This window comes from Rhodospirillales bacterium, from assembly GCA_016872535.1.
Classification (GTDB): Bacteria; Pseudomonadota; Alphaproteobacteria; order Rhodospirillales; family 2-12-FULL-67-15; genus 2-12-FULL-67-15.
On sequence record VGZQ01000003.1, the window covers coordinates 36,633 to 54,814 of the forward strand.

Annotated in this window: 15 protein-coding genes; 5 read left to right on the forward strand and 10 right to left on the reverse strand. The window is 65.8% G+C overall.

Annotation, left to right across the window (positions count from 1 at the left end; all coding sequences use genetic code 11):
* Positions 1-2 precede the first annotated feature (2 nt).
* On the reverse strand, positions 3-773 hold the full coding sequence (locus FJ311_01370) for an SDR family NAD(P)-dependent oxidoreductase (GenBank protein ID MBM3950086.1): 771 nt from the start codon (positions 771-773) through the stop codon (positions 3-5).
* A gap of 66 nt (positions 774-839) precedes the next feature.
* On the opposite strand from FJ311_01370, the gene FJ311_01375 reads away from it, so the two are divergent.
* From FJ311_01375 to FJ311_01385, 3 genes are read left to right on the forward strand one after another with little or no spacing between them, the layout of a single operon-like run.
* On the forward strand, positions 840-1,730 hold the full coding sequence (locus tag FJ311_01375; GenBank protein ID MBM3950087.1) for a YicC family protein: 891 nt from the start codon (positions 840-842) through the stop codon (positions 1,728-1,730).
* Between the two features lie 44 nt (positions 1,731-1,774).
* Complete coding sequence (locus tag FJ311_01380; protein ID MBM3950088.1) at positions 1,775-2,410, forward strand: guanylate kinase; 636 nt, start codon at positions 1,775-1,777, stop codon at positions 2,408-2,410.
* 10 nt (positions 2,411-2,420) lie between these two features.
* The gene (locus FJ311_01385; GenBank protein MBM3950089.1) at positions 2,421-3,497 is read left to right on the forward strand and encodes a nitronate monooxygenase; all 1,077 of its coding nucleotides are present in this window, start codon (positions 2,421-2,423) and stop codon (positions 3,495-3,497) included.
* A 6-nt stretch (positions 3,498-3,503) separates the two neighbouring features.
* On the opposite strand, the gene rsmA is transcribed toward FJ311_01385, so the two are convergent.
* From rsmA to FJ311_01425, 8 genes are all read right to left on the reverse strand, one after another.
* The gene (gene rsmA / locus FJ311_01390) at positions 3,504-4,331 is read right to left on the reverse strand and encodes a 16S rRNA (adenine(1518)-N(6)/adenine(1519)-N(6))-dimethyltransferase RsmA (protein ID MBM3950090.1); all 828 of its coding nucleotides are present in this window, start codon (positions 4,329-4,331) and stop codon (positions 3,504-3,506) included.
* Positions 4,328-5,443: a 4-hydroxythreonine-4-phosphate dehydrogenase PdxA gene (pdxA, locus tag FJ311_01395; GenBank protein MBM3950091.1), complete on the reverse strand. Its 1,116-nt coding sequence runs from the start codon at positions 5,441-5,443 to the stop codon at positions 4,328-4,330. The genes rsmA and pdxA overlap by 4 nt, the downstream gene beginning before the upstream one ends.
* A 1-nt stretch (position 5,444) precedes the next feature.
* Positions 5,445-6,749 (reverse strand): hypothetical protein, encoded by a 1,305-nt coding sequence (locus FJ311_01400; protein MBM3950092.1) that lies wholly within the window; start codon positions 6,747-6,749, stop codon positions 5,445-5,447.
* A gap of 44 nt (positions 6,750-6,793) precedes the next feature.
* Entirely contained in the window at positions 6,794-8,938 is a 2,145-nt protein-coding gene (locus tag FJ311_01405) for an LPS-assembly protein LptD (GenBank protein ID MBM3950093.1), read from the reverse strand.
* 2 nt (positions 8,939-8,940) lie between these two features.
* Positions 8,941-10,041 (reverse strand): LPS export ABC transporter permease LptG, encoded by a 1,101-nt coding sequence (lptG, locus tag FJ311_01410; protein ID MBM3950094.1) that lies wholly within the window; start codon positions 10,039-10,041, stop codon positions 8,941-8,943.
* 8 nt (positions 10,042-10,049) lie between these two features.
* Positions 10,050-11,141: an LPS export ABC transporter permease LptF gene (lptF, locus tag FJ311_01415; protein MBM3950095.1), complete on the reverse strand. Its 1,092-nt coding sequence runs from the start codon at positions 11,139-11,141 to the stop codon at positions 10,050-10,052.
* Between the two features lie 134 nt (positions 11,142-11,275).
* Positions 11,276-13,081, reverse strand: a complete 1,806-nt coding sequence (locus tag FJ311_01420) for an acyl-CoA dehydrogenase (GenBank protein ID MBM3950096.1) — start codon at positions 13,079-13,081, stop codon at positions 11,276-11,278.
* Between the two features lie 31 nt (positions 13,082-13,112).
* On the reverse strand, positions 13,113-14,243 hold the full coding sequence (locus FJ311_01425) for a 3-phenylpropionate MFS transporter (protein ID MBM3950097.1): 1,131 nt from the start codon (positions 14,241-14,243) through the stop codon (positions 13,113-13,115).
* A 128-nt stretch (positions 14,244-14,371) separates the two neighbouring features.
* Between FJ311_01425 and FJ311_01430 the strand changes: the two genes are divergently transcribed.
* Complete coding sequence (locus FJ311_01430; GenBank protein MBM3950098.1) at positions 14,372-15,322, forward strand: 2-dehydropantoate 2-reductase; 951 nt, start codon at positions 14,372-14,374, stop codon at positions 15,320-15,322.
* On the opposite strand, the gene FJ311_01435 is transcribed toward FJ311_01430, so the two are convergent.
* Positions 15,271-16,089, reverse strand: coding sequence for a cobalamin-binding protein (locus FJ311_01435; protein ID MBM3950099.1), 819 nt, complete (start codon positions 16,087-16,089; stop codon positions 15,271-15,273). The genes FJ311_01430 and FJ311_01435 overlap by 52 nt on opposite strands.
* 238 nt (positions 16,090-16,327) lie before the next feature.
* Here FJ311_01435 and FJ311_01440 point away from each other — a divergent pair, with 238 nt between their 5' ends.
* Positions 16,328-18,136, forward strand: coding sequence for a bifunctional diguanylate cyclase/phosphodiesterase (locus FJ311_01440; protein MBM3950100.1), 1,809 nt, complete (start codon positions 16,328-16,330; stop codon positions 18,134-18,136).
* Positions 18,137-18,182 lie beyond the last annotated feature (46 nt).

Sequence of the window (18,182 nt, forward strand, 5' to 3'; positions counted from 1 at the left end):
ACTCAATCCTTCTTCGGCATCCGCGTCAGCAGCGGATCGGTCCAGGCGGGCGGGAGAGCCGCGAACAGCCAGGTCAGGAACGCGGTCGGGCGGGGAAAGCTGATGCGCGGTTTATTGCGCCGCAAGCCGGCGACGATGATGTCGGCGGCGCGTTCCGCATCCATTAGGAATGGCATCGGGAAACGATTGTTCGCCGTCATCCGCGTCGTCACGAAGCCCGGGCAGACCACGTTGACCGAAATACCTTCCGGTTTCAGCCACCCGCGCAAACCTTCGCCCCAGGTCTTGGCCGCCGCCTTGCTCGCCGAATAGGCCGGCGCGCCGGGCAGACCGCGATAGCCCGCGAGCGAGGCGATGATCGCGATCTGGCCCGCGCGCCGCGCCCGCATCGCCCGGATCGCCGGCCACACGGTGTTGACCACGCCGTCGAGGTTGATCGCGAAGATGGCGCGCGTCTGATCCTCGTTCTCGCCGCTGCCGCCGGTACCGCCAGAAATGCCGGCGTTGGCGACGACGAGATCGAGCGATCTCGCGGCATCAGCGCGCGCGATCCAGGCATCCATGGCCGCCCGGTCGGCAACATCGATCGTTTCGGCTACGACCTCCGCGCCCTTGGCGACGCACGCGGCGTGGGTTTCCGCGAGTCTTGCCGAATCGCGGCCGGAAAGAAAAAGCCGCGCGCCGGAGCAGGCGTAGCGGAGCGCCAACGCCCGGCCGAGCCCGCTGGAGGCGCCGGTGATCAGAATGGACGACGGTTCGGGGCGCAGAGTCATGGATTATCCTAGCATTGGCGGGTCCGCGCGGCGCGGGCTATAAACGCCCAAAGCGGAGAAGTCTCCATGACGCTCTATTCCATGACCGGGTTTGCCCGTGCCGAGGGCAAGGACGACCAAGCCGCTTGGGCGTGGGAAGTCCGCAGCGTCAACGGACGTGGGCTCGATTCCCGGCTGCGCCTGCCGCCCGGCTACGAGCGGATCGAGGGGCCGGCGCGGGATCTAATCGCCAAGCACCTGAAGCGCGGCAATGTCCAAGCGACGTTGACCGTGACCGCCGCGGGCGGGGGCGCGAAAATCGCCGTCAACCGGGACGTGCTGGAGCAGGCGATCCATCTCGCGGGCGAATTGGCCCACCGCCTGCCGTCGGCCAGGCCGCCGTCGGTCGATGGCCTCTTGGCCTTGCGGGGCGTGATCGAAACGGTCGATCACGAACCGAGCGCGGAAGAACGCGAGCGGCGCGATACGGCGATCCTCGGCGATCTCGACCAGGCGCTGCTTCGCCTCGTGCTCGCGCGCGGGGGCGAGGGTCGTAAGCTGGCCGAGGCGCTCCGCGCGCGTCTCGACGAAATCGAAGCGTTGACGCGCGCGGCGGAAAAGCTCGCCGCCATCCAGCCGCAGGCGATTCAAGCCCGCCTCAAGAAAAACGTCGCCGAACTGCTGGAGGCATCGCCGGGCATGTCGTCCGAGCGGTTGGCGCAGGAGGTGGCGTTGCTCGCCGCCAAGGCCGACCTGCGCGAGGAATTGGACCGCCTGAAGGCCCACGTCGGCCAGGCGCGCGAATTGATCGCCGCCGGCGCGGGCGTGGGGCGCCGGCTCGATTTTCTCTGCCAGGAGTTCAACCGCGAGGCCAACACGCTCTGCTCCAAGTCCGAGGAGATCGAGCTGACCCGCATCGGCCTCGACCTCAAAGCGGCGATCGAGCAAATGCGCGAGCAAATCCAGAACATCGAATAGGCCAGAACATCGAATAGGCCAGAACATCGAATAGGAACGACCGGATGCAGCACGGAATCCACCGCCGCGGCCTGATGCTGGTGTTGTCCTCGCCGTCGGGCGCGGGTAAGACGACGATTTCGCGTGAGTTGTTGAAACGCGAGCCCGGCCTGGTCATGTCGGTGTCGGCCACCACCAGGTCGCCGCGCCCGGGCGAGGTTGAAGGCAAGGACTATTTTTTCAAGACCGTTGCCCAATTCGAGGCGATGGTGAAAAAAAACGAGTTTCTCGAACACGCCCGGGTGTTCGACAACCTCTACGGCACGCCGCGCGCGGCGGTGGAAACGGCGCTGGCCGCCGGCCGCGACGTGCTGTTCGACGTCGATTGGCAGGGAACGCAAAAGCTCAAGGAAACGGCCCGGTCGGACTTGGCGAGCGTGTTCATCCTGCCGCCGTCGATGGCGGAACTGGAGAACCGCCTGCGTGCGCGCGCCCAGGATTCGGACGACGTGGTGCGGAGCCGCATGGCCCGCGCCGCGTCCGAGATGAGCCATTGGGCCGAGTACGATTACATCGTGGTCAACGTCGACGTGGAATCCTCGGTCGCGCGCGTGCAAGCGATCCTCGCCGCCGAACGGCTACGGCGCGACCGTCAGACGGGCCTCTCGGACTTTGTCGGCGAGATGTGCGGGAAGGAGTAGGCGTTTCGCCATGTGGCCCGACCGGCGATTGACCGAACTGTTCGGAATCGAGCATCCGCTGATCCAGGCGCCGATGGCGGGCGCCATGGACGGCGCGCTCGCGGCCGAGGTTTCGGCGGCGGGCGGCCTCGGTTCGTTGCCGTGCGCGATGCTGAACGCGGCGCAAATCCGCGCCGAGGTCGATAGGATCCGCCGGCGCACCGATAAACCCTTCAACCTCAATTTCTTCTGTCACACACCGCCCGAATTGAACAACGCGGGCGAGGCGGCCTGGCGCGACCGGCTCGCGCCTTACTACCGCGAATACGGGCTCGATCCGGCGGCGCCGGTGGCGGCAAGCCTGCGCCTGCCGTTCGACGCTGCGATGTGCGAGCTGGTGGAAGAATTAAAACCGCGCGTGGCGAGCTTCCATTTCGGCCTGCCGTCGCCCGAGTTGCTCGCGCGCGTCAAGCGCGCCGGTTGCGCGGTGATGAGTTCCGCGACCACGGTCGCGGAAGCGCGCCGGCTGGAAACACGCGGGGTCGACGCGATCATCGCGCAAGGAGCGGAAGCCGGCGGCCATCGCGGCATGTTCCTCGACATGGATATCGCCGGCCAGGTCGGCACGTTCGCGCTGGTGCCGCAGGTCGTCGATGCGGTCAAGGTGCCGGTGATCGCGACCGGCGGCATTTCGGATTCGCGCGGGATTGCGGCGGCGCTGGCCCTCGGCGCGGCCGGCGTTCAGATCGGCACCGCCTATCTGTTCACGCCGGAAGCGAAAATTTCCACACCGTATCGCGCGGCACTGAAATCCGCGCGCGACGACGCGACCCGCATTACCAACGTCATGACCGGCCGTCCGGCGCGGGGGATCGTCAATCGGGTGATGCGCGAGGTCGGCCCGATCACCGCCGTCGCGCCCGAATTTCCGCTCGCGGCGGGTGCCTTGGCGCCGCTCCGGGCCAGGGCGGAAGCGGCGGGTTCGGGCGATTTCTCGCCGTTGTGGTCCGGCCAGGCGGCGGCGCTCGGTCGGGAAATGCCCGCGGCCGAGCTAACGGCCGCGCTCGCGCGTGAAACGCTCGCCCGTCTCCGCCGCCTCGCGGACTGAAACGCCTCAGTCCGCCGCCAGCGCCGCGAACTCCTCGACCGTGAGCGTTTCCGCGCGCCGGGTGCCGTCGATGCCCCGGGCCTCGGGGTCGAGGCCGATCCGTTTCAGGGACTGGCGCAGCATCTTGCGCCGTTGGCCGAACGCGGCGGCGACGGTTCGTTCCATCGCCTCCCACGGCACGTCGGCGCCGCGCGGCCGGGGTCGCGGGTCGAGGTTGACGACGGTCGAGACGACCTTGGGCGGCGGCACGAAAGCCTTCGGCGAAACGTCGAATTCGCGCTCGACTTCGCACAGCCATCGGGTCATCACGGAAAGCCGCCCGTAGGCTTTCGTGCCGGGTTCGGCGAGCAAGCGTTCGGCGACCTCCCTTTGGAACATCAACGTCAGGCGCGCGTACGCATGCGCATCCTCGCGAATGTGGCGGAGCCAGCCGATCAGGAGCGGCGTCGCGACATTGTAGGGCAGGTTGGCGACGATGCGTCGGGGCGCGGGAACGAGGGCGCGCGGGTCGACGGCGAGGGCGTCCGCCTCCACCACGCTCAGCCTTCCCGGGTGGGCGGTTTCCAGTTCGGCGAGCGCGGCGACGCAGCGAGAATCTTTTTCCACCGCCGTCACCTCCGCTCCGGCTTCGAGCAGCGCGCGGGTCAACCCGCCCGGGCCGGGGCCGATTTCGACAACGCGCTCGCCCCGGACGACGGTTGCCGCGCGGACGATGCGCGCGCACAAGTTGGCGTCGAGCAGGAAATGCTGGCCGAGCGCGCGCCGGGCGCCGAGGTCGAAACGGCGAATCACATCGCGGAGCGGCGGCAGGACTTCCGACGGCGCTTCGCTCATATCCCGTCGCCGGTGAAGGCGGCGGCGCCGGCGCCCGAGGTCATGTCGACCCGCGCGCGCATCGCCGCCATGCGCGCGGCCATGCGCAGCGCGGCGATCAGGCTCGCGGGCCGCGCCGTGCCCCGGCCCGCGATGTCGAACGCGGTGCCGTGGTCGGGCGATGTGCGCACGAACGGCAATCCCAGCGTCAGGTTGACCGCTTCGTCGAAGGCGATGGTCTTGATCGGGATCAGCGCCTGATCGTGATACATGCAAATGGCGGCGTCGTATGATTCGCGCGCGGCGGGGGCGAACATGGTGTCCGGCGGCCACGGCCCGGACACGTCGATGCCGCGTTCCGTCAGCCGCTCGATCGCGGGGCGGATGACGGTTTCCTCCTCGGTGCCCAAGCGGGACCCTTCCCCGGCGTGGGGATTGAGGCCGGCGACGGCCAATCGCGGCGCGCGGATGCCGAAGTCGCGGGCCAGCGCCTTGGCGGTGATCGCGGATTTGGCGACGATGGCTTCCGTGGTCAGGCTGCGGATCGATTCGATCAGGCTGACGTGAATCGTCACCGGCACGACGCGGAGCGCGTCGCATGCCAGCATCATCACCGGCGGCGTCGCGACTTTCGCCAGCGCCGCCAGGAATTCGGTGTGCCCGGCGTGAGCGAACCCACCCCGGTAGAGCGACGCTTTATGGATCGGATTGGTGACGACGGCGGCCGCGCGCCCGGCCTGAACCAGTTCGACCGCGCGTTCGATCGAGCGAAGCACCGCGCGGCCGTTGGCCGGATCGGGTCGGCCCGGCTCGACCGCCTTAGGCAGCGGTTCGGGCAAAACGGGGAGCGCCGAGCGAAACGCGCCACGCGCGTCCTCGGGACCGGCGATCGCCTTGATCGGAACGGCAAGAGCGAGGCGCCGCGCGAGCGCCGCCAGCCGATCGGGGTCGTCGATCAGGAAAAACGGCGGCAGGCGCTCGGGATCGCGCGCGAACCAAGCCTTGAGGGCGATTTCGCCGCCGATGCCGGCGGGCTCGCCCATGGTGAGCGCGAGCGGCGCGCCGCCCGCGGACGCCGGTCCGACGGTCGTCGAGGCCCTCACATTCGACGGCGTTGCCGAAGCGGGGGGCATGTCAGACCCGCACGTCGATGAAAGCGGAGCGACGCAGATCGCGCAGGTATTGGCGCGCGCCGAGCTGGAGGCGCTCCTCGATCAGCATGTTCATCACCCGATCGCGCTGTTCGGCGGCGGCAGAGGGTATTTCACGCTTGCAAACCATCATAACGATGAAGGCGTCCTTGGCTTGCAGGGCTTGGCTGGGGGTATTGACGGGAAGATTTTCGACCAACGCGCGGGTCTCCGGCGGCAACGAACTCAACTTGACCGTGCCGAGACTGCCGGACATGGGTGAGCCGGAAGCCTTGGCGGCGCGCTCCATGTCGGCGCAGGACTTGGCATCGCCGACGAGGGATTCGGCCTGGGCGAGCTGGACCCGGATTTGTGCCGGTGTCGGGTTGGGCGGCAGCGGTACCAAAACTTGGTGCAGAGTGAGCATGGGCTCGGCCTCGGGCAGGGCCGACCCGGCGCGGCGCTCGCGCAGCAACAAGATGTAGTAGCCGTTTTCGCCGCGCACCGGCGGCGTGATTTGCCCGGGCTGCAGTTGGGCAAGCGCCTGGTCGGCCGCCTGCTCAAGCTGTCCGGCCGAGACCCAACCGAGATCGCCGCCTTGGGCCGCCGAAGGACTGTGGGAAAAATTCTGGGCGATGGCGCGAAACGGCACGCCGCCCCGGATCTGGTCGATCAGCCGGGCGGCCAACGCCGCCGCTTCCCGCTCCTTGGCCGGATCGTCGGCGGCAATGAAGATCTCGGCGGCGAGACTCTGCGGCTTGCCGGCGTTGGCGCGGATACGGGCCAGATGCTCGTCGATTTCCTCGTCGCTGATGCGGATGCCGCGACGGTAGCGCCGATTGACGATTTGGCGCCACAGAACGTCGGACTCGATCCGATCGGTCAGGGTATCGATGGCAATCCCAACCCTGTTCAGATAATCCTTCATGCCGCCGGGCGGCATGTTGGCTTGCGATTCCATGCGCGCCAGAATGCTTTCGATTTCCCCTTTTTCGGCTTTGATCCCGATACGCTTGGCTTCTTGGATTTTCAGGCGCTCGTCGATCAGCGATTGGATCGCATCCGGTATCAAGCGACGGCGAGTCTCGGCCGTGTCGGGAAGGCCGGCGGTCAACATGGTGAAGCGGAGACGGTGCTCGAGATCGAGGCGGGAAATCGGTTCGTCGTTGACGACAGCGGCAATCCCCTCGACCGTTGTGCGCGCCTGGAGCGGCTGGACAATTCCTTGCTGGGCCCCGGCCGGCCAAGCGGCGGCCGTGGCGCCGGTCGCGATCATTAAAAAGACAAGAGCAGTTCGCGAAATCATCATCACAAATAATAATCCCGCCGCCGGCGCTTTGCCACCGCCGCCGATCAGGGCGCGACGGAGGTTCCGATTTCGCCGAGGGTCTTGAAGGTCAGGCGGAAGGTGATCGAATCGTCGGTTTTGAGGTCGCGGTCATAGAAGAACGAGCGCCGCGCGTCGGCGGAAAAGATGAAACACTCGTCCTCGTACGTGGCGTTAAACGCCAGGGCCCGCAAATCGTCGGTTTCGAGATCCTGAAGCGATGCGAAACCGAAGCGCCAGTTCCGCGAAATTTGCGATCTGAGGGAAAGGCTCAGCTGTTCCAGGGTCGGAAGGCCGCTGTTGGCGGCTCTCTCGGCCGAGAGATAATTGGCGCTGACGGAAAAAGCCTGCGGGCCGACGCTGGCGCCGATCTCGCTGCGCGACGGGCTGAAGTTTTCTTTGTCGATCCGAGTCCGGTAATCGAAGGTTATGTGTTTCAGGGGGCGCACATTGATCCTTCCGACGAAATCCGACAGGTGGTCCTCGAGACCGGTGCCCGAAGCAAAAGTGCTGTCGTCGCGGACGCGGACCGACTGGCCGAACAGCACCGACGTGCTGCCGCCGCGATCGCCGAACACCCCCCAACGCAGGCCGTAGTTGAACCGCGGGCCGGTTTCGACCCGGTCGAGGCCGGCGAAACGCCGTCCGGTGAACAGGTTGGTTTCGTCGAACTCGACTTCGCGGCTGTCCTCGTTCGGGATTTTCGCGAGATTGCCGCCGTAGGGGCTAACCACAAGGGAAGTGATCGGCTCGAAAACCTCGCTGACGCCCTCATGACGGCGCACAAAGGGGTAGCGCCACTCGAACGCCGCTTCCGGATAAAAGCGTCCCGTGGCTCCGGTGAACGTGTTGCTGCGCCCGGCGATCACGTGGTCGTCGACATGGTAGAGATCGCCCCGCAACGTGAACGACAACTTGTAGATGTCGCCGGCGGGTCCGACATAGGGGAGATCCCATCCGGGGGCGACGGACAGGCGCCGGACGTCGGTTCCCTCGCTGCGGGTGAAGGCGAGCAGGTTGGCGTCCATTCGGGTGCGGCCGCCGCCCGCGCCCGGTTCGCCGAGGTGGGAATAATCGATCGAAGGCAGGACCAGGGGCGCTTGACCGGGTTTGTCCTCCGCGCGCAGTCCCTGGAAAGCATAAGCGTTGGCGACCGCATAATTACGCCCGCGGAAGCCTTCGGCGTATGCCCGTGAGATCAAGGTCGGCGGTGTCGTGTAGCGGTATTGGCGGGTATAGGTGTCGTCGGTCGAGCGTTGGGCGTCCAGGCCCCATCGCCAGGTGTCGTTAACATTGAATCGGCCCTTCATGTCGATGTGGCCGCGCAGGTCGCTGTCGCCGTCGACCGCGCCGCTGAATTTGCCTTTGATTTCGCTGTTATGGCCGATGAAACGGTGCTCGGCGCCGACCCCGACGTTTTGCTTGGTGGAAAACAAGGGGGTAAGGGTCAGGTCGTGATTGGGCGCGATATCCCAGAAAAACGGCGTCTGCACCATGGCGCCGAAGAAATTGGAGCCACCGTAATGGGGCGCGAGGAATCCGGTGCGGCGCTTCACGGTCGGGTCGGGGTGGGAGAAGTAGGGCGTATAGGCGACGGGTACGCCGTACATTTCCATCCAGGCGTCCTTGTATTCAACCGTTTGACGGTCGGCGTCGTGGATTACACGCACGGCTTTCACCTGCCAGAGCAGGGGGCGCGACGGGTTGGTCTTGCACGGCTCGCACGGGCTGTAGACCGCCCGATCGAAGTCGTGGCGCGTGCCGTCCGAGCGGCGGGCCGAGGCGGCGGCCACGCGCGAGCGGTCGGCGAGCAGCAGGCGCAGGCTTTGCATGGTGCCTTCGCGCATGTCGCCGGTCAGCTCGACGTAATCGGCGAAGATGACCTCGCCGGTCGATTCGTGAAGACGGACGTTGCCGCTGGCGCTGATCAGGTCCTGGCGTTGGTTGTAGGTGACGGTGTCGGCGTAAAGGGTGCGTGGGCCGTGGACGATCTCGACGTTGCCGCTGGCGGTGACGACGCCGAGGTCGCGGTTATGGATGACCTCGTCGGCGGTGAGGTTGGCCGGCACGGCGGTGTCGGGGCGCGGCTGCCCGGCGGCGGGCGCGGCGGCGAACAGGAGCGCGGCCAGCACGAGCGCTTCGGTCGTGCGCGAGCGGAGGTAGGCGCGCATGGTCAGCCGTCCTCCAAGTGAAGCAGAAGCGCGGCGCCGATCAGGCCCGCGACCCCCGACGGCGACCAGGCGGCGAGCATCACCGGCACACCGCTCGACAAACCGAGGGCCAGCGAAATATCGGAAAAGAAATAAACCAGAAAGCCGGTCAGCACGCCGAGGCCAACAATCGCCGTGGTTCCCCCTTGTCGGACGTGTCGCAGCGTGAACGTCGCCGCGAGCAGCACCATCGCCATCATCAGGAACGGAGCGGCGAGAAGGCTTTGCAGGTGCAGGCGATGGCGAAGCGCCGAGAAGCCGGCGGCCCTGAGCGAGTCGATGAACTGGGGCAGATCCCAAAACGACATGGTTTCGGGCGGAGCGAAGCTGTCTTGAATGCGTTCGAGCGTCAGGTCGGTGGCCAGGCGATAGGACGGCGTGAAGGCCGGAGGCTCCCCCGGGCGATGCACCCAGGCATCGCGCAGGGTCCAATGGCCGAGACCGAGGACCGCATTATCCGCGTCAATTCGCCCGGCGAACCGGTCGGTGCCCTGATGAAGGAAAGCGATCACGGATTTGAGTTCTACTCGCTCGCCGGCGACCGAAATGCCGGTCGAGCGGATCACCACTTGGCCCGTGTCCCCGCCTTGACGCAGCCATACCCCTCCGCCGCTGAGCGTCAAGGCACTGGCGCCGGATTTCAACAGTTCGGTGTCCATCCGTTCGTACCGCGCCAACAGGATCGCCGAGAAGGGGTTGATCGCGCCGATGCGAAACGCCCCGATCAGCAGCGTGACCACCAGCACCGGCATCAGGAATTGCCATGCGGATACCCCAGCCGAGCGGGTCACGACCAGTTCGTGGCTGCGTGTCATCCGCCAGAAGGTCGCCATGCTGCCGAACAGAACGGCGAACGGAAATGTCAGCTGCATGGCGTGCGGAAATTTGAGCGCCGCCATCTCGAAAATGAGCCGCATGCCGACCCCGGGCTTGCCGGCGGCGCGACGCATGAGTTCGACGACGTCGAATACGAAAATCAAAAACACGAACAGGCCGAGGACCGCAATGAAATGGAGGGCATAATGGCGGGCGATATAGAGAGACAGGGTCTGGGAAAAACGCATGGCGGATCTCAGGCGGCGGCAACCGCTGCGCGGCGTCGGCGCGGGGTTCGGATCGTGAACCAGTAGCCGAGGACGATCGGTATGATGGTGTTGAAGTAGATCAGCGGGGCGAACGAAGGCCGTTTGACCACGTACCCCTCGACCCCCATCGCCGCGGCTTGGGCGGCGATCATGAGGGCGACCGCGAGCATCACGCGCTTGGTTTGCGCCCGGCGGCTGAAGGGGCCGGAAATCAGGCAGGCGAGCGCGATCAGTGAAAATCCGAAAGCCGAAAAAGGTTGCGTCAGGCGCTTATGCCCCTCGACCAGAAAGCGCCCCTTGTCGCGCGGCGAGAGACCGGAGTCGCCCGCCGCGTTGAACAACTCGGGGAGAGTACGTTCGCGCGGCTCACGGAAACGCGCGTCGGTCGTCCCGCGCGCCGGTTCGATGTCGAACGTGTAGCGGTCGAAATAGAGTACCGACAACTGGTGCGTTTGCGCGTCCATTTCCTGACGATTGCCGTCGAATAATACGATCCGCGAACCGTCGTCGGCGTTCACCATCGCGCCGCGCGCGGCCATCAAGGTCGAAGGCCTGCCCGGGCGGCGCTCGTCATGGACCAGGACGCCGTGCAGCTGTTCGTCGGCCGTCCGTTCGCGGACGTAAACCGTGATGCCGGGTCGGACGAGGGTGAACATGCCTTCGCGCAGCAGGACGTGCGAAAAAGTATGGCGGATGGTCCACTGCAACTCCTTGAACGCCGTGTAGGACCTGGGTAGGACGTCGATGTTGAGCACGAACAATACGGTCGCGACGCCGGTGGCGACCATCAGCGCGGGACGCATCAGTTCCTGCTGGCTCATGCCGGCGGCGCGCATCACCACCAACTCGCGATCGGCGATCATCTTGCCGTAGACGAAGGCGACGGCGATGAAGAGCGCAACCGGCAGAATGATCGACAGCAGGTTAGGCAGCAGCAGGGCGGTGAGGTACAGGAATCCCCCTACGCTGAGCCCGCGATTGACGATCATTTCGACGAAGCGGAGCGATTGGGACAGCCACATGACGCAGACGAGCGCAAGCGCGACGAGGACAAGCCCCATCGCCAGCTGGTGCAGCACGTAACGCGTCAGGCCGTTCATGGTGTGTGCCCGATTCGGGGTTCGCCCAAGGTGGGCGAAGTATGCCGGAAAAGCAAGAAACAACGGGCTTTTTGGCAAACGCGGCGTTAACCGAAATCGCCTGTATGCCGAGATCAGATCGCAAAAAGGCCCGTGTCGGCGACGGTGGCGCCACCCTCAATCACGATTCGAGCCAAAACCGGGGCCGACACCAGATCTTGTTCGGAAAAAAATCTGGCACACACGATCTTGCTTTGGAGAAATTCCGCGGTGTAAGGCGATTCGCCGCCCCGATCGAGCAGCGCCTGGGCGGCGAGCGCCGCGCGGATGGCCAGCCACCCGCCGACCACCGTTCCGAACAGCTTGAGATAGGCCGTCGCGCCGGCGGCGACATGGGCCGGATTGTCGGGCCATGTCGTGGCGATCCAGCGGGTCGCGCTGTCGAGCGCGGCGACCGCGGCTTCGAAGTGGACGGCGGTCGAAGCGAAGTCAGATCGAGCGGCGCGCGCCGCCAGTTCCGGGCGGAGCAACGAGAGTTCACCGATCAAACTCAGCGCCGCGCGCGCCCGATCGCGTCCGACTTTGCGGCCGACGAGATCGAGGGCCTGGATGCCGTTGGTACCTTCGTAGATGGCGGTAATGCGGGCATCGCGCAGGTGCTGCGCCGCGCCGGTTTCCTCGATATAGCCCATGCCGCCGTGCACCTGGACGCCGATATCGGCGGCGGCGATGCCGGCATCAGTGCACCAACCCTTAACCACCGGTGTCATCACTTCGACCGTGGCGTGATGGCGAGCGCGCGCGACGGGGTCGGGATGACGGCGCGAGAGGTCGATCTGGGCGGCAACGAAGAGAGCGAGCAGCCGGCCGACCTCGGCACGGGATTTCATGAAGAGAAGCATCCGCCGGACGTCGGGGTGGCGCTCGATCGGCTGCGGGGTGTGATCGGGAGAACCCGCCGCGCGGCTTTGCACGCGCTCGCGCGCATAAGCCCGGGTGCGTTGGTAGGCGCGCTCGGCGCAAGCGACGCCCTGCAGGCCGATCGCCAAGCGCGCGTTGTTCATCATCAGGAACATGTTTTCGATGCCGCGGTGTTCCTCGCCGACCAGATAACCCTCCGCACCGCCGTTTTCGCCGAAAGCCATGACCGCCGTCGGGCTCGCATGGATGCCGAGTTTATGTTCAAGTGACAAGGCGCGGAGGTCGTTGCGCGCACCCGGTTTTCCATCGGGGTCGGGGATGAACTTGGGCACCAGGAAGAGCGACAGGCCTTTGATGCCCTCGGGCGCGCCGGGGGTGCGGGCGAGAACCATGTGGACGATGTTCTCGGCGACGTCGTGATCGCCCCAGGTGATGAAAATTTTCTGTCCGGTAATGCGCCATGCCCGGCCATTCGGCACAGCCCGAGTGCGGATGCGCGCCAGGTCGGAGCCGGCCTGCGGTTCGGTAAGCACCATGGTGCCGGTCCATTGGCCGGACACCAGACGAGGCAGGAACGTCGTTTTGAGTTCGGGGGAACCGTGCGCGCTTAGCACCTCGATCGCGCTTTGAGTGAGCAGCGGGCAGAGCGCAAACGCCATATTCGCGGCATTCCAAATTTCTGAAACCGCCGTCGCCACCAGCCACGGCAGATCCTGGCCGCCGAACTCGGCGGGAGACGGCACCGCGTTCCAGCCGCCGGCGATAAACCGGGCGTAGGCGTCGGCGAACCCCTCGGGCGTACGGACAACCCCGTTCTCAAGACGAGAGCCTTGCCTATCGCCGATCCGGTTGAGTGGCGCGAGCACGTCGGCGGCGAAGCGCCCGGCTTCGTCGAGAACCTGGGCGACAAGGTCCTCGTTCACCTCCTCGCAGCCGGGCAAAGCCCGCACTTGGGCCAAATTCGCCACTTCAGTCATGGCGAACAGCATGTCGGCGGCGGGCGCGGCGTAATCGCTCATGGTCGCAGTATGGGGGCGCCGTCGCGCGCGTTCAATCCCGCGGCCGAACCAGAATTAACGCGGGCACGAGGGCGGCCGCCGACAGCGCGACCATGGCGAGGAACGCCACGGCGGAAGAGGCGGCATAAAGCGGCCCGACGGCGTACACGGCGATGCCGAGGCCGAGACCCATCACGGTCGCCGAATAGTAGCTCTGGGCCGTCGCCGACACCGACGGCGAAACACGCTGGGCGATGAAATGGATGGCGCCAAGATGGGCGGCACCGAAAGTAAAGGCGTGTAGCGCCTGCGTGACAATCAGCACCGGCAGCGCCTCGCTCGCGGCAACGGCCGTCCAGCGGATGATACCGGCGGCACCCGCCAGCGCCACCAGCGCCGACGGCGAAATCCGGCGCAGCACCGCCGGGCCGAACGCGAACAGGATTATTTCGGCGATGACCCCTTCGGCCCAGAGCGCGCCGATCACCGTTTCGGAATGGCCGGCCGCGCGCCAGTGCAGGGTACCGAAAGCGTAGTAAGCGGCATGGCTCGCCTGGACGAGCGAACACGCGAGCAACATGGCGAGAAACGGGCGATCACCGAGAAGTTCAAGCGCGGCCGGACGCCCGACGGCCGCCGGCGCGCGCGCGTCCGGTACGGCGGCGACCGCGCCGACCACCAGCGCCATCGCCGGCACCAGCAACGCGAGAACCGTTTCGCCAGGGCGTCCGGCCAGCCAGGCGCCGCTACCGGCGGCGGCGGCAACAAATGCGATCGAGCCCCACAGCCGAACGCGGCCATAATCGAAATCCCCCGCCCGCGCCGCGAGCAGGGTCAGGCTTTCGCCGAGCGGCATCACCGGCGCCCACAGGGCGAGGAACAGCAGGTTGACGAGCAGGATTGCCGTAAATCCCTCGGCGACAAAAAAAGCGGCGAAGACCATGCTCGCGCCGAGGACGAGGGCGAGCATGATCGGCCGGCGCGCGCCGCTTCGGTCGGCGAAATGGGCGATTAGCGGATTGACCGCGACCTTAACGACGATGCCGGCAGCGATGATGAGGGCGATCCCTTCCGCATCGATCCCCTTGGCCGCGAGCCACACCGGCCAGAACGGCAGATGGATGCCGGCGAACACGAAGAAGGCGGCGTAGAAAAAGGAGAGGCGAATCGCGTCGCCGCGCATGACGATTTTCCGCTAAAGTGGACCGGGCCGAAGATAGGGCCGCGCGCCGGAAAGGGAAACAGCGGGTTGCGGAGGTCGCGACTCCCGCTACGACGATCTACCGGACCCGCGATAGAGGGAAATGATCGATGCGAATCGCTTTTGTCGGCGCGGGCGGAGTCGGAGGATATTTCGGGGCTCGGCTGATGGCCGCCGGGAACAGCGTCGCCTTCGTCGCGCGCGGCGCGCACCTGGCGGCGATGCGCCAAAATGGCCTCGAGGTGAAAAGCGCGCGCGGCGATTTGCGCCTTCACCCGGTCGAGGCGAGCGAAGACGCGCGGGCGATCGGTCCGGTCGACATCGCCGTCGTCGCAGTCAAGTTGTATGACACCGAGGCGGCGGCGGAAGCCTGTTGTCATTTGATCGGCCCCGGCACGGCGGTAGTGTCGCTGCAAAACGGCGTCACCGGTGCCGACACGTTGCGGAAAGCGGTCGGCCCCGAGCGCGTCTTCGGCGGCATCGCCTACATCATGGCGACGATCGATCGACCCGGAACGATCGTCCACACCGGCACGATGGCGCGGATCGTGCTTGGGGAATTCGGCGGCGGCGGAAGCACCCGCGTCACCACGTTCGCACAGGCCCTGCGCGGCGCCGGGGTTGATGTCGAGGAAAGCTCCGACATCGACGCCGCGATCTGGGGTAAATTCGCCTTTCTCGCGCCGTTGAGCGGCATCACGTCGCTCGCGCGCGCGACCGTCGGGCCGATCCGGCGGGATCCGGGAACGCGCGCACTGTTCGAACGGGCGATCGCCGAAACGGTGGCGGTGGCGCGCGCCCGCGGGATCGCGTTGCCGGAGGATGCGGTCGCGCGGACGATGGCGTTTCTCGACGGGCTGCCGGACGACATGGGCTCATCCATGTATTATGACCTGCGCCACGGCAAAAGGCTGGAGCTTCCGCATCTCTCCGGCGCGGTCGTACGTCTGGGGCGCGAGGCGGGCGTGGCGACTCCGACCCACGATTTCATCGTTGCCGCGCTTGGGCTTCACGCCGCCGGTGCGCCGGCCGCTATTTCCGAAGCCAATTCGCGCAAATAATCGAGGCCGGCGACCGCCCGGCTGCCGTACCAGGACAGCAGATCGCCCTCGACCAGATGTGCTTTGCCGGTCGCGCCCGGAAACTGCCGGACAAAGTCGTCGACATGCCGCTCCTTGAAGGGGAACGGTTCGGTCGCGAATAGGATCAAGTCGGCGTCGTCGACGGTGGGCGGATCGATCCCGATTTTCGGATAGCGCCGTTCCGGGTCGTGGCCGAGCGTGTGCCAGTTTGCGGCGGCCAACATGCGCGCGATGTACGTGTCGTGGGAAACGGTCATCCACGGGTTCATCCAGATCAAATAAATGGCGCGGCGGGCGGGAAAAGCTTTCGCCGCTTGGGCGAGGCGCGCGCGCGCGGCGGCGAACCGTTCGGCCAGCGCTTCCGCCTCGCGCGTCCGGCCGAACATACCGCCGATCAAGCGATAGAGCGGCAAGTTATCCTCCGGCGTAATCGGGTAGGTCACCACGGTCCGGATGCCGAGGCGGGCGATTTCGTCGGCCATCTCTTTGGGATTCTCGTCGATATTGAGCAGGACATGGGTGGGCGCGAGCGCCGCTAGCCGACGCATGTTGATCCGCTTCGGGCCGCCGAGGCTCTTGATTTTGCGGGTCGCGGGCGAAGGGCGTACGCACCAGGCGGTCCGCCCCACCACTTGCGCACCGAGCCCAAGGTCGAACAGCAGCTCCGTCAGGCTCGGCACCAAGGACACAATACGCGCGCCCGGTGCCGGTTCATGGTTTTGTCCGATCGCGTCGATCAAGTCCATTTTGGAACACTTTTAGTTTATCTCCGCCACAACACCGTCGCGGCGTAATGCATTAACATCCTCGAGCATTCATTAACACCGATCGCGCCGCTAAAAATTCTTTTGAATACAGCGTGATAACGTCTTCGAAGCGGGCTTGCATGGACATGCTCGATGGCGTTGGACATACTTTCACATTGGCTAAAATAATCCAGGATTGCACCTGGGTCCAACCGAAGCGGTTCATCGCGATAAATCAATGCTCCAGTCCGCCAGGGGAAAAAAATCGTTGAGTGCCCGGAACGGCAAGGCCGCCCACGGTGGTCCCGAGCGGCGGAAGTCCAATCGCCCTTGGAGTAAGCGAATGGCGGCGAAATCCGCCGGCCACGACGCGAGATGGTCGGCGGGATTCGCCGAGGAGTGTCCCGAGCCTATCTTGCGTGTTTCGCCGGAAGGGCGGGTCCTGTTCGTCAACGATCCGGCCAATTTCCTCCTTGGCTTTTGGCAAGTCGGCCTCGGCGACACATTGCCGTCGCCGTGGCCGGGAACCCTCGGCGCGCTGTTCGCCGGCACGGAAATGATATCCGCCGTCGAGATGGAATGCGAAGGGCGCGTGTTCGCGTTGACCCTGCAACCCGTCCGCGCGCAGGGGTATATTAATATTTGGGGCCGTGACGCGACCGCCGCGCGCCGCGCCGAAGCCGAAGTCCAACGCGTCGTTCATCACGATCCGCTGACGGGCCTGCCCAACCGGACGCTGTTTCTGGACCGCCTCGAACAAACCGTTCTGCAGGCGCGCCGCGCCCGCACCCAGGCCGCGGTTCATCTTGTCAACCTGGACTTCTTCAAGGAGATCAACGATACCGCCGGCCACGCGGTCGGCGACGGGATTCTGAAAGCCATGGCAGAACGCCTGCTCGCCACGGTGCGCGATACGGACACCGTCGCGCGCCTCGGTTCGGACGAATTCGCCGTCATCCAGGGCGAATTGCGCGAAACCGACGGCGCGGACGTTCTGGCGCGGAAGATTCTCGAGGCGTTCAAGCCGCCGCTGGCCGTCGACGGCCAGGTCCATAAGTGTTCGATCACGGTCGGGGTCAGCCTGTTTCCCGACGACGGCCAGGACGCGCCGGAACTTCTTCGCCACGCCGATCTTGCCCTGTTCCACGCCAAGAAGGAGGAGCGCGGCGGCTATCGTTTCTATACCGCGAAGATGAACGAAACGCTGCAGCGGCGACGCAGCATCGAGCAGGATCTCAGCGGCGCGCTCGACCGCCAGGAATTCGTCCTCCATTACCAGCCGAAAATGAACGCCCGCACCGGCGAGGTGTGCGGCATGGAAGCGTTGATCCGCTGGCGCCATCCCGAAAAGGGCTTCGTATCGCCAGGCGATTTCATTCCGGTGGCCGAGCGTTCGCGCCTGATCATCCCGATCGGCGAATGGTCGTTGTTCGAGGCCTGTCGCCGGACCAAGGCGTGGCACGACGCCGGCCTGCCCAAGGCCAAGGCAGCGGTTAATCTGTCGGCGGTGCAGCTGCGCGACAAGTCCTTGGTTGAATCGGTAACCTGGATTCTCGATGGCACCGGCCTCGCCCCCGAATTCCTGGAGTTGGAGATCACCGAAAGCGTCGCCATGCGCGATGTCGACGAAACGATCCGGCTGTTCAAGCAACTGGCCGATCTCGGAGTTTCGCTGTCGATCGACGATTTCGGCACCGGTTATTCGAGCTTGAGCTATTTGAAACGGTTTCCGGTCAAGCGCATCAAGATCGACCGCACGTTCGTTTCCGACATCGGCACGGACCCGACATCGGGCGCCATCGCCCGCGCCGTCACGACGCTTGGCCACGGTTTCGGCATGGAGATCACGGCCGAGGGAATCGAAACCCGTGAGCAGTTGGAGTTTCTCATCGACATCGGCGTCGACGAGATCCAGGGCTACTTTTTCAGCAAGCCGCTTGGCGCGGAAGATTTCGCCAAGTTTGTCGGCGCGCCGGATCCCCGCCATCCCGCGATCGAGGTGGTGCGCGGCCGCCAGAGCCGGATCGATGCTGACATCGCCGGGTAGGGGCGCATTCCGCGCCACCTCAACGCGCTGATTCGACAACGAAAAA

Bases quoted from the DNA above. Each gene is read 5' to 3' on its own strand.
- FJ311_01370 (MBM3950086.1), bottom strand. From the start codon at position 773: ATGACTCTGCGCCCCGAACCGTCGTCCATTCTGATCACCGGCGCCTCC.
- FJ311_01375 (MBM3950087.1), top strand. From the start codon at position 840: ATGACGCTCTATTCCATGACCGGGTTTGCCCGTGCCGAGGGCAAGGAC.
- FJ311_01380 (MBM3950088.1), top strand. From the start codon at position 1,775: ATGCAGCACGGAATCCACCGCCGCGGCCTGATGCTGGTGTTGTCCTCG.
- FJ311_01385 (MBM3950089.1), top strand. From the start codon at position 2,421: ATGTGGCCCGACCGGCGATTGACCGAACTGTTCGGAATCGAGCATCCG.
- rsmA (MBM3950090.1), bottom strand. From the start codon at position 4,331: ATGAGCGAAGCGCCGTCGGAAGTCCTGCCGCCGCTCCGCGATGTGATT.
- pdxA (MBM3950091.1), bottom strand. From the start codon at position 5,443: ATGCCCCCCGCTTCGGCAACGCCGTCGAATGTGAGGGCCTCGACGACC.
- FJ311_01400 (MBM3950092.1), bottom strand. From the start codon at position 6,749: ATGATGATTTCGCGAACTGCTCTTGTCTTTTTAATGATCGCGACCGGC.
- FJ311_01405 (MBM3950093.1), bottom strand. From the start codon at position 8,938: ATGCGCGCCTACCTCCGCTCGCGCACGACCGAAGCGCTCGTGCTGGCC.
- lptG (MBM3950094.1), bottom strand. From the start codon at position 10,041: ATGCGTTTTTCCCAGACCCTGTCTCTCTATATCGCCCGCCATTATGCC.
- FJ311_01420 (MBM3950096.1), bottom strand. From the start codon at position 13,081: ATGAGCGATTACGCCGCGCCCGCCGCCGACATGCTGTTCGCCATGACT.
- FJ311_01425 (MBM3950097.1), bottom strand. From the start codon at position 14,243: ATGCGCGGCGACGCGATTCGCCTCTCCTTTTTCTACGCCGCCTTCTTC.
- FJ311_01430 (MBM3950098.1), top strand. From the start codon at position 14,372: ATGCGAATCGCTTTTGTCGGCGCGGGCGGAGTCGGAGGATATTTCGGG.
- FJ311_01435 (MBM3950099.1), bottom strand. From the start codon at position 16,089: ATGGACTTGATCGACGCGATCGGACAAAACCATGAACCGGCACCGGGC.
- FJ311_01440 (MBM3950100.1), top strand. From the start codon at position 16,328: ATGCTCCAGTCCGCCAGGGGAAAAAAATCGTTGAGTGCCCGGAACGGC.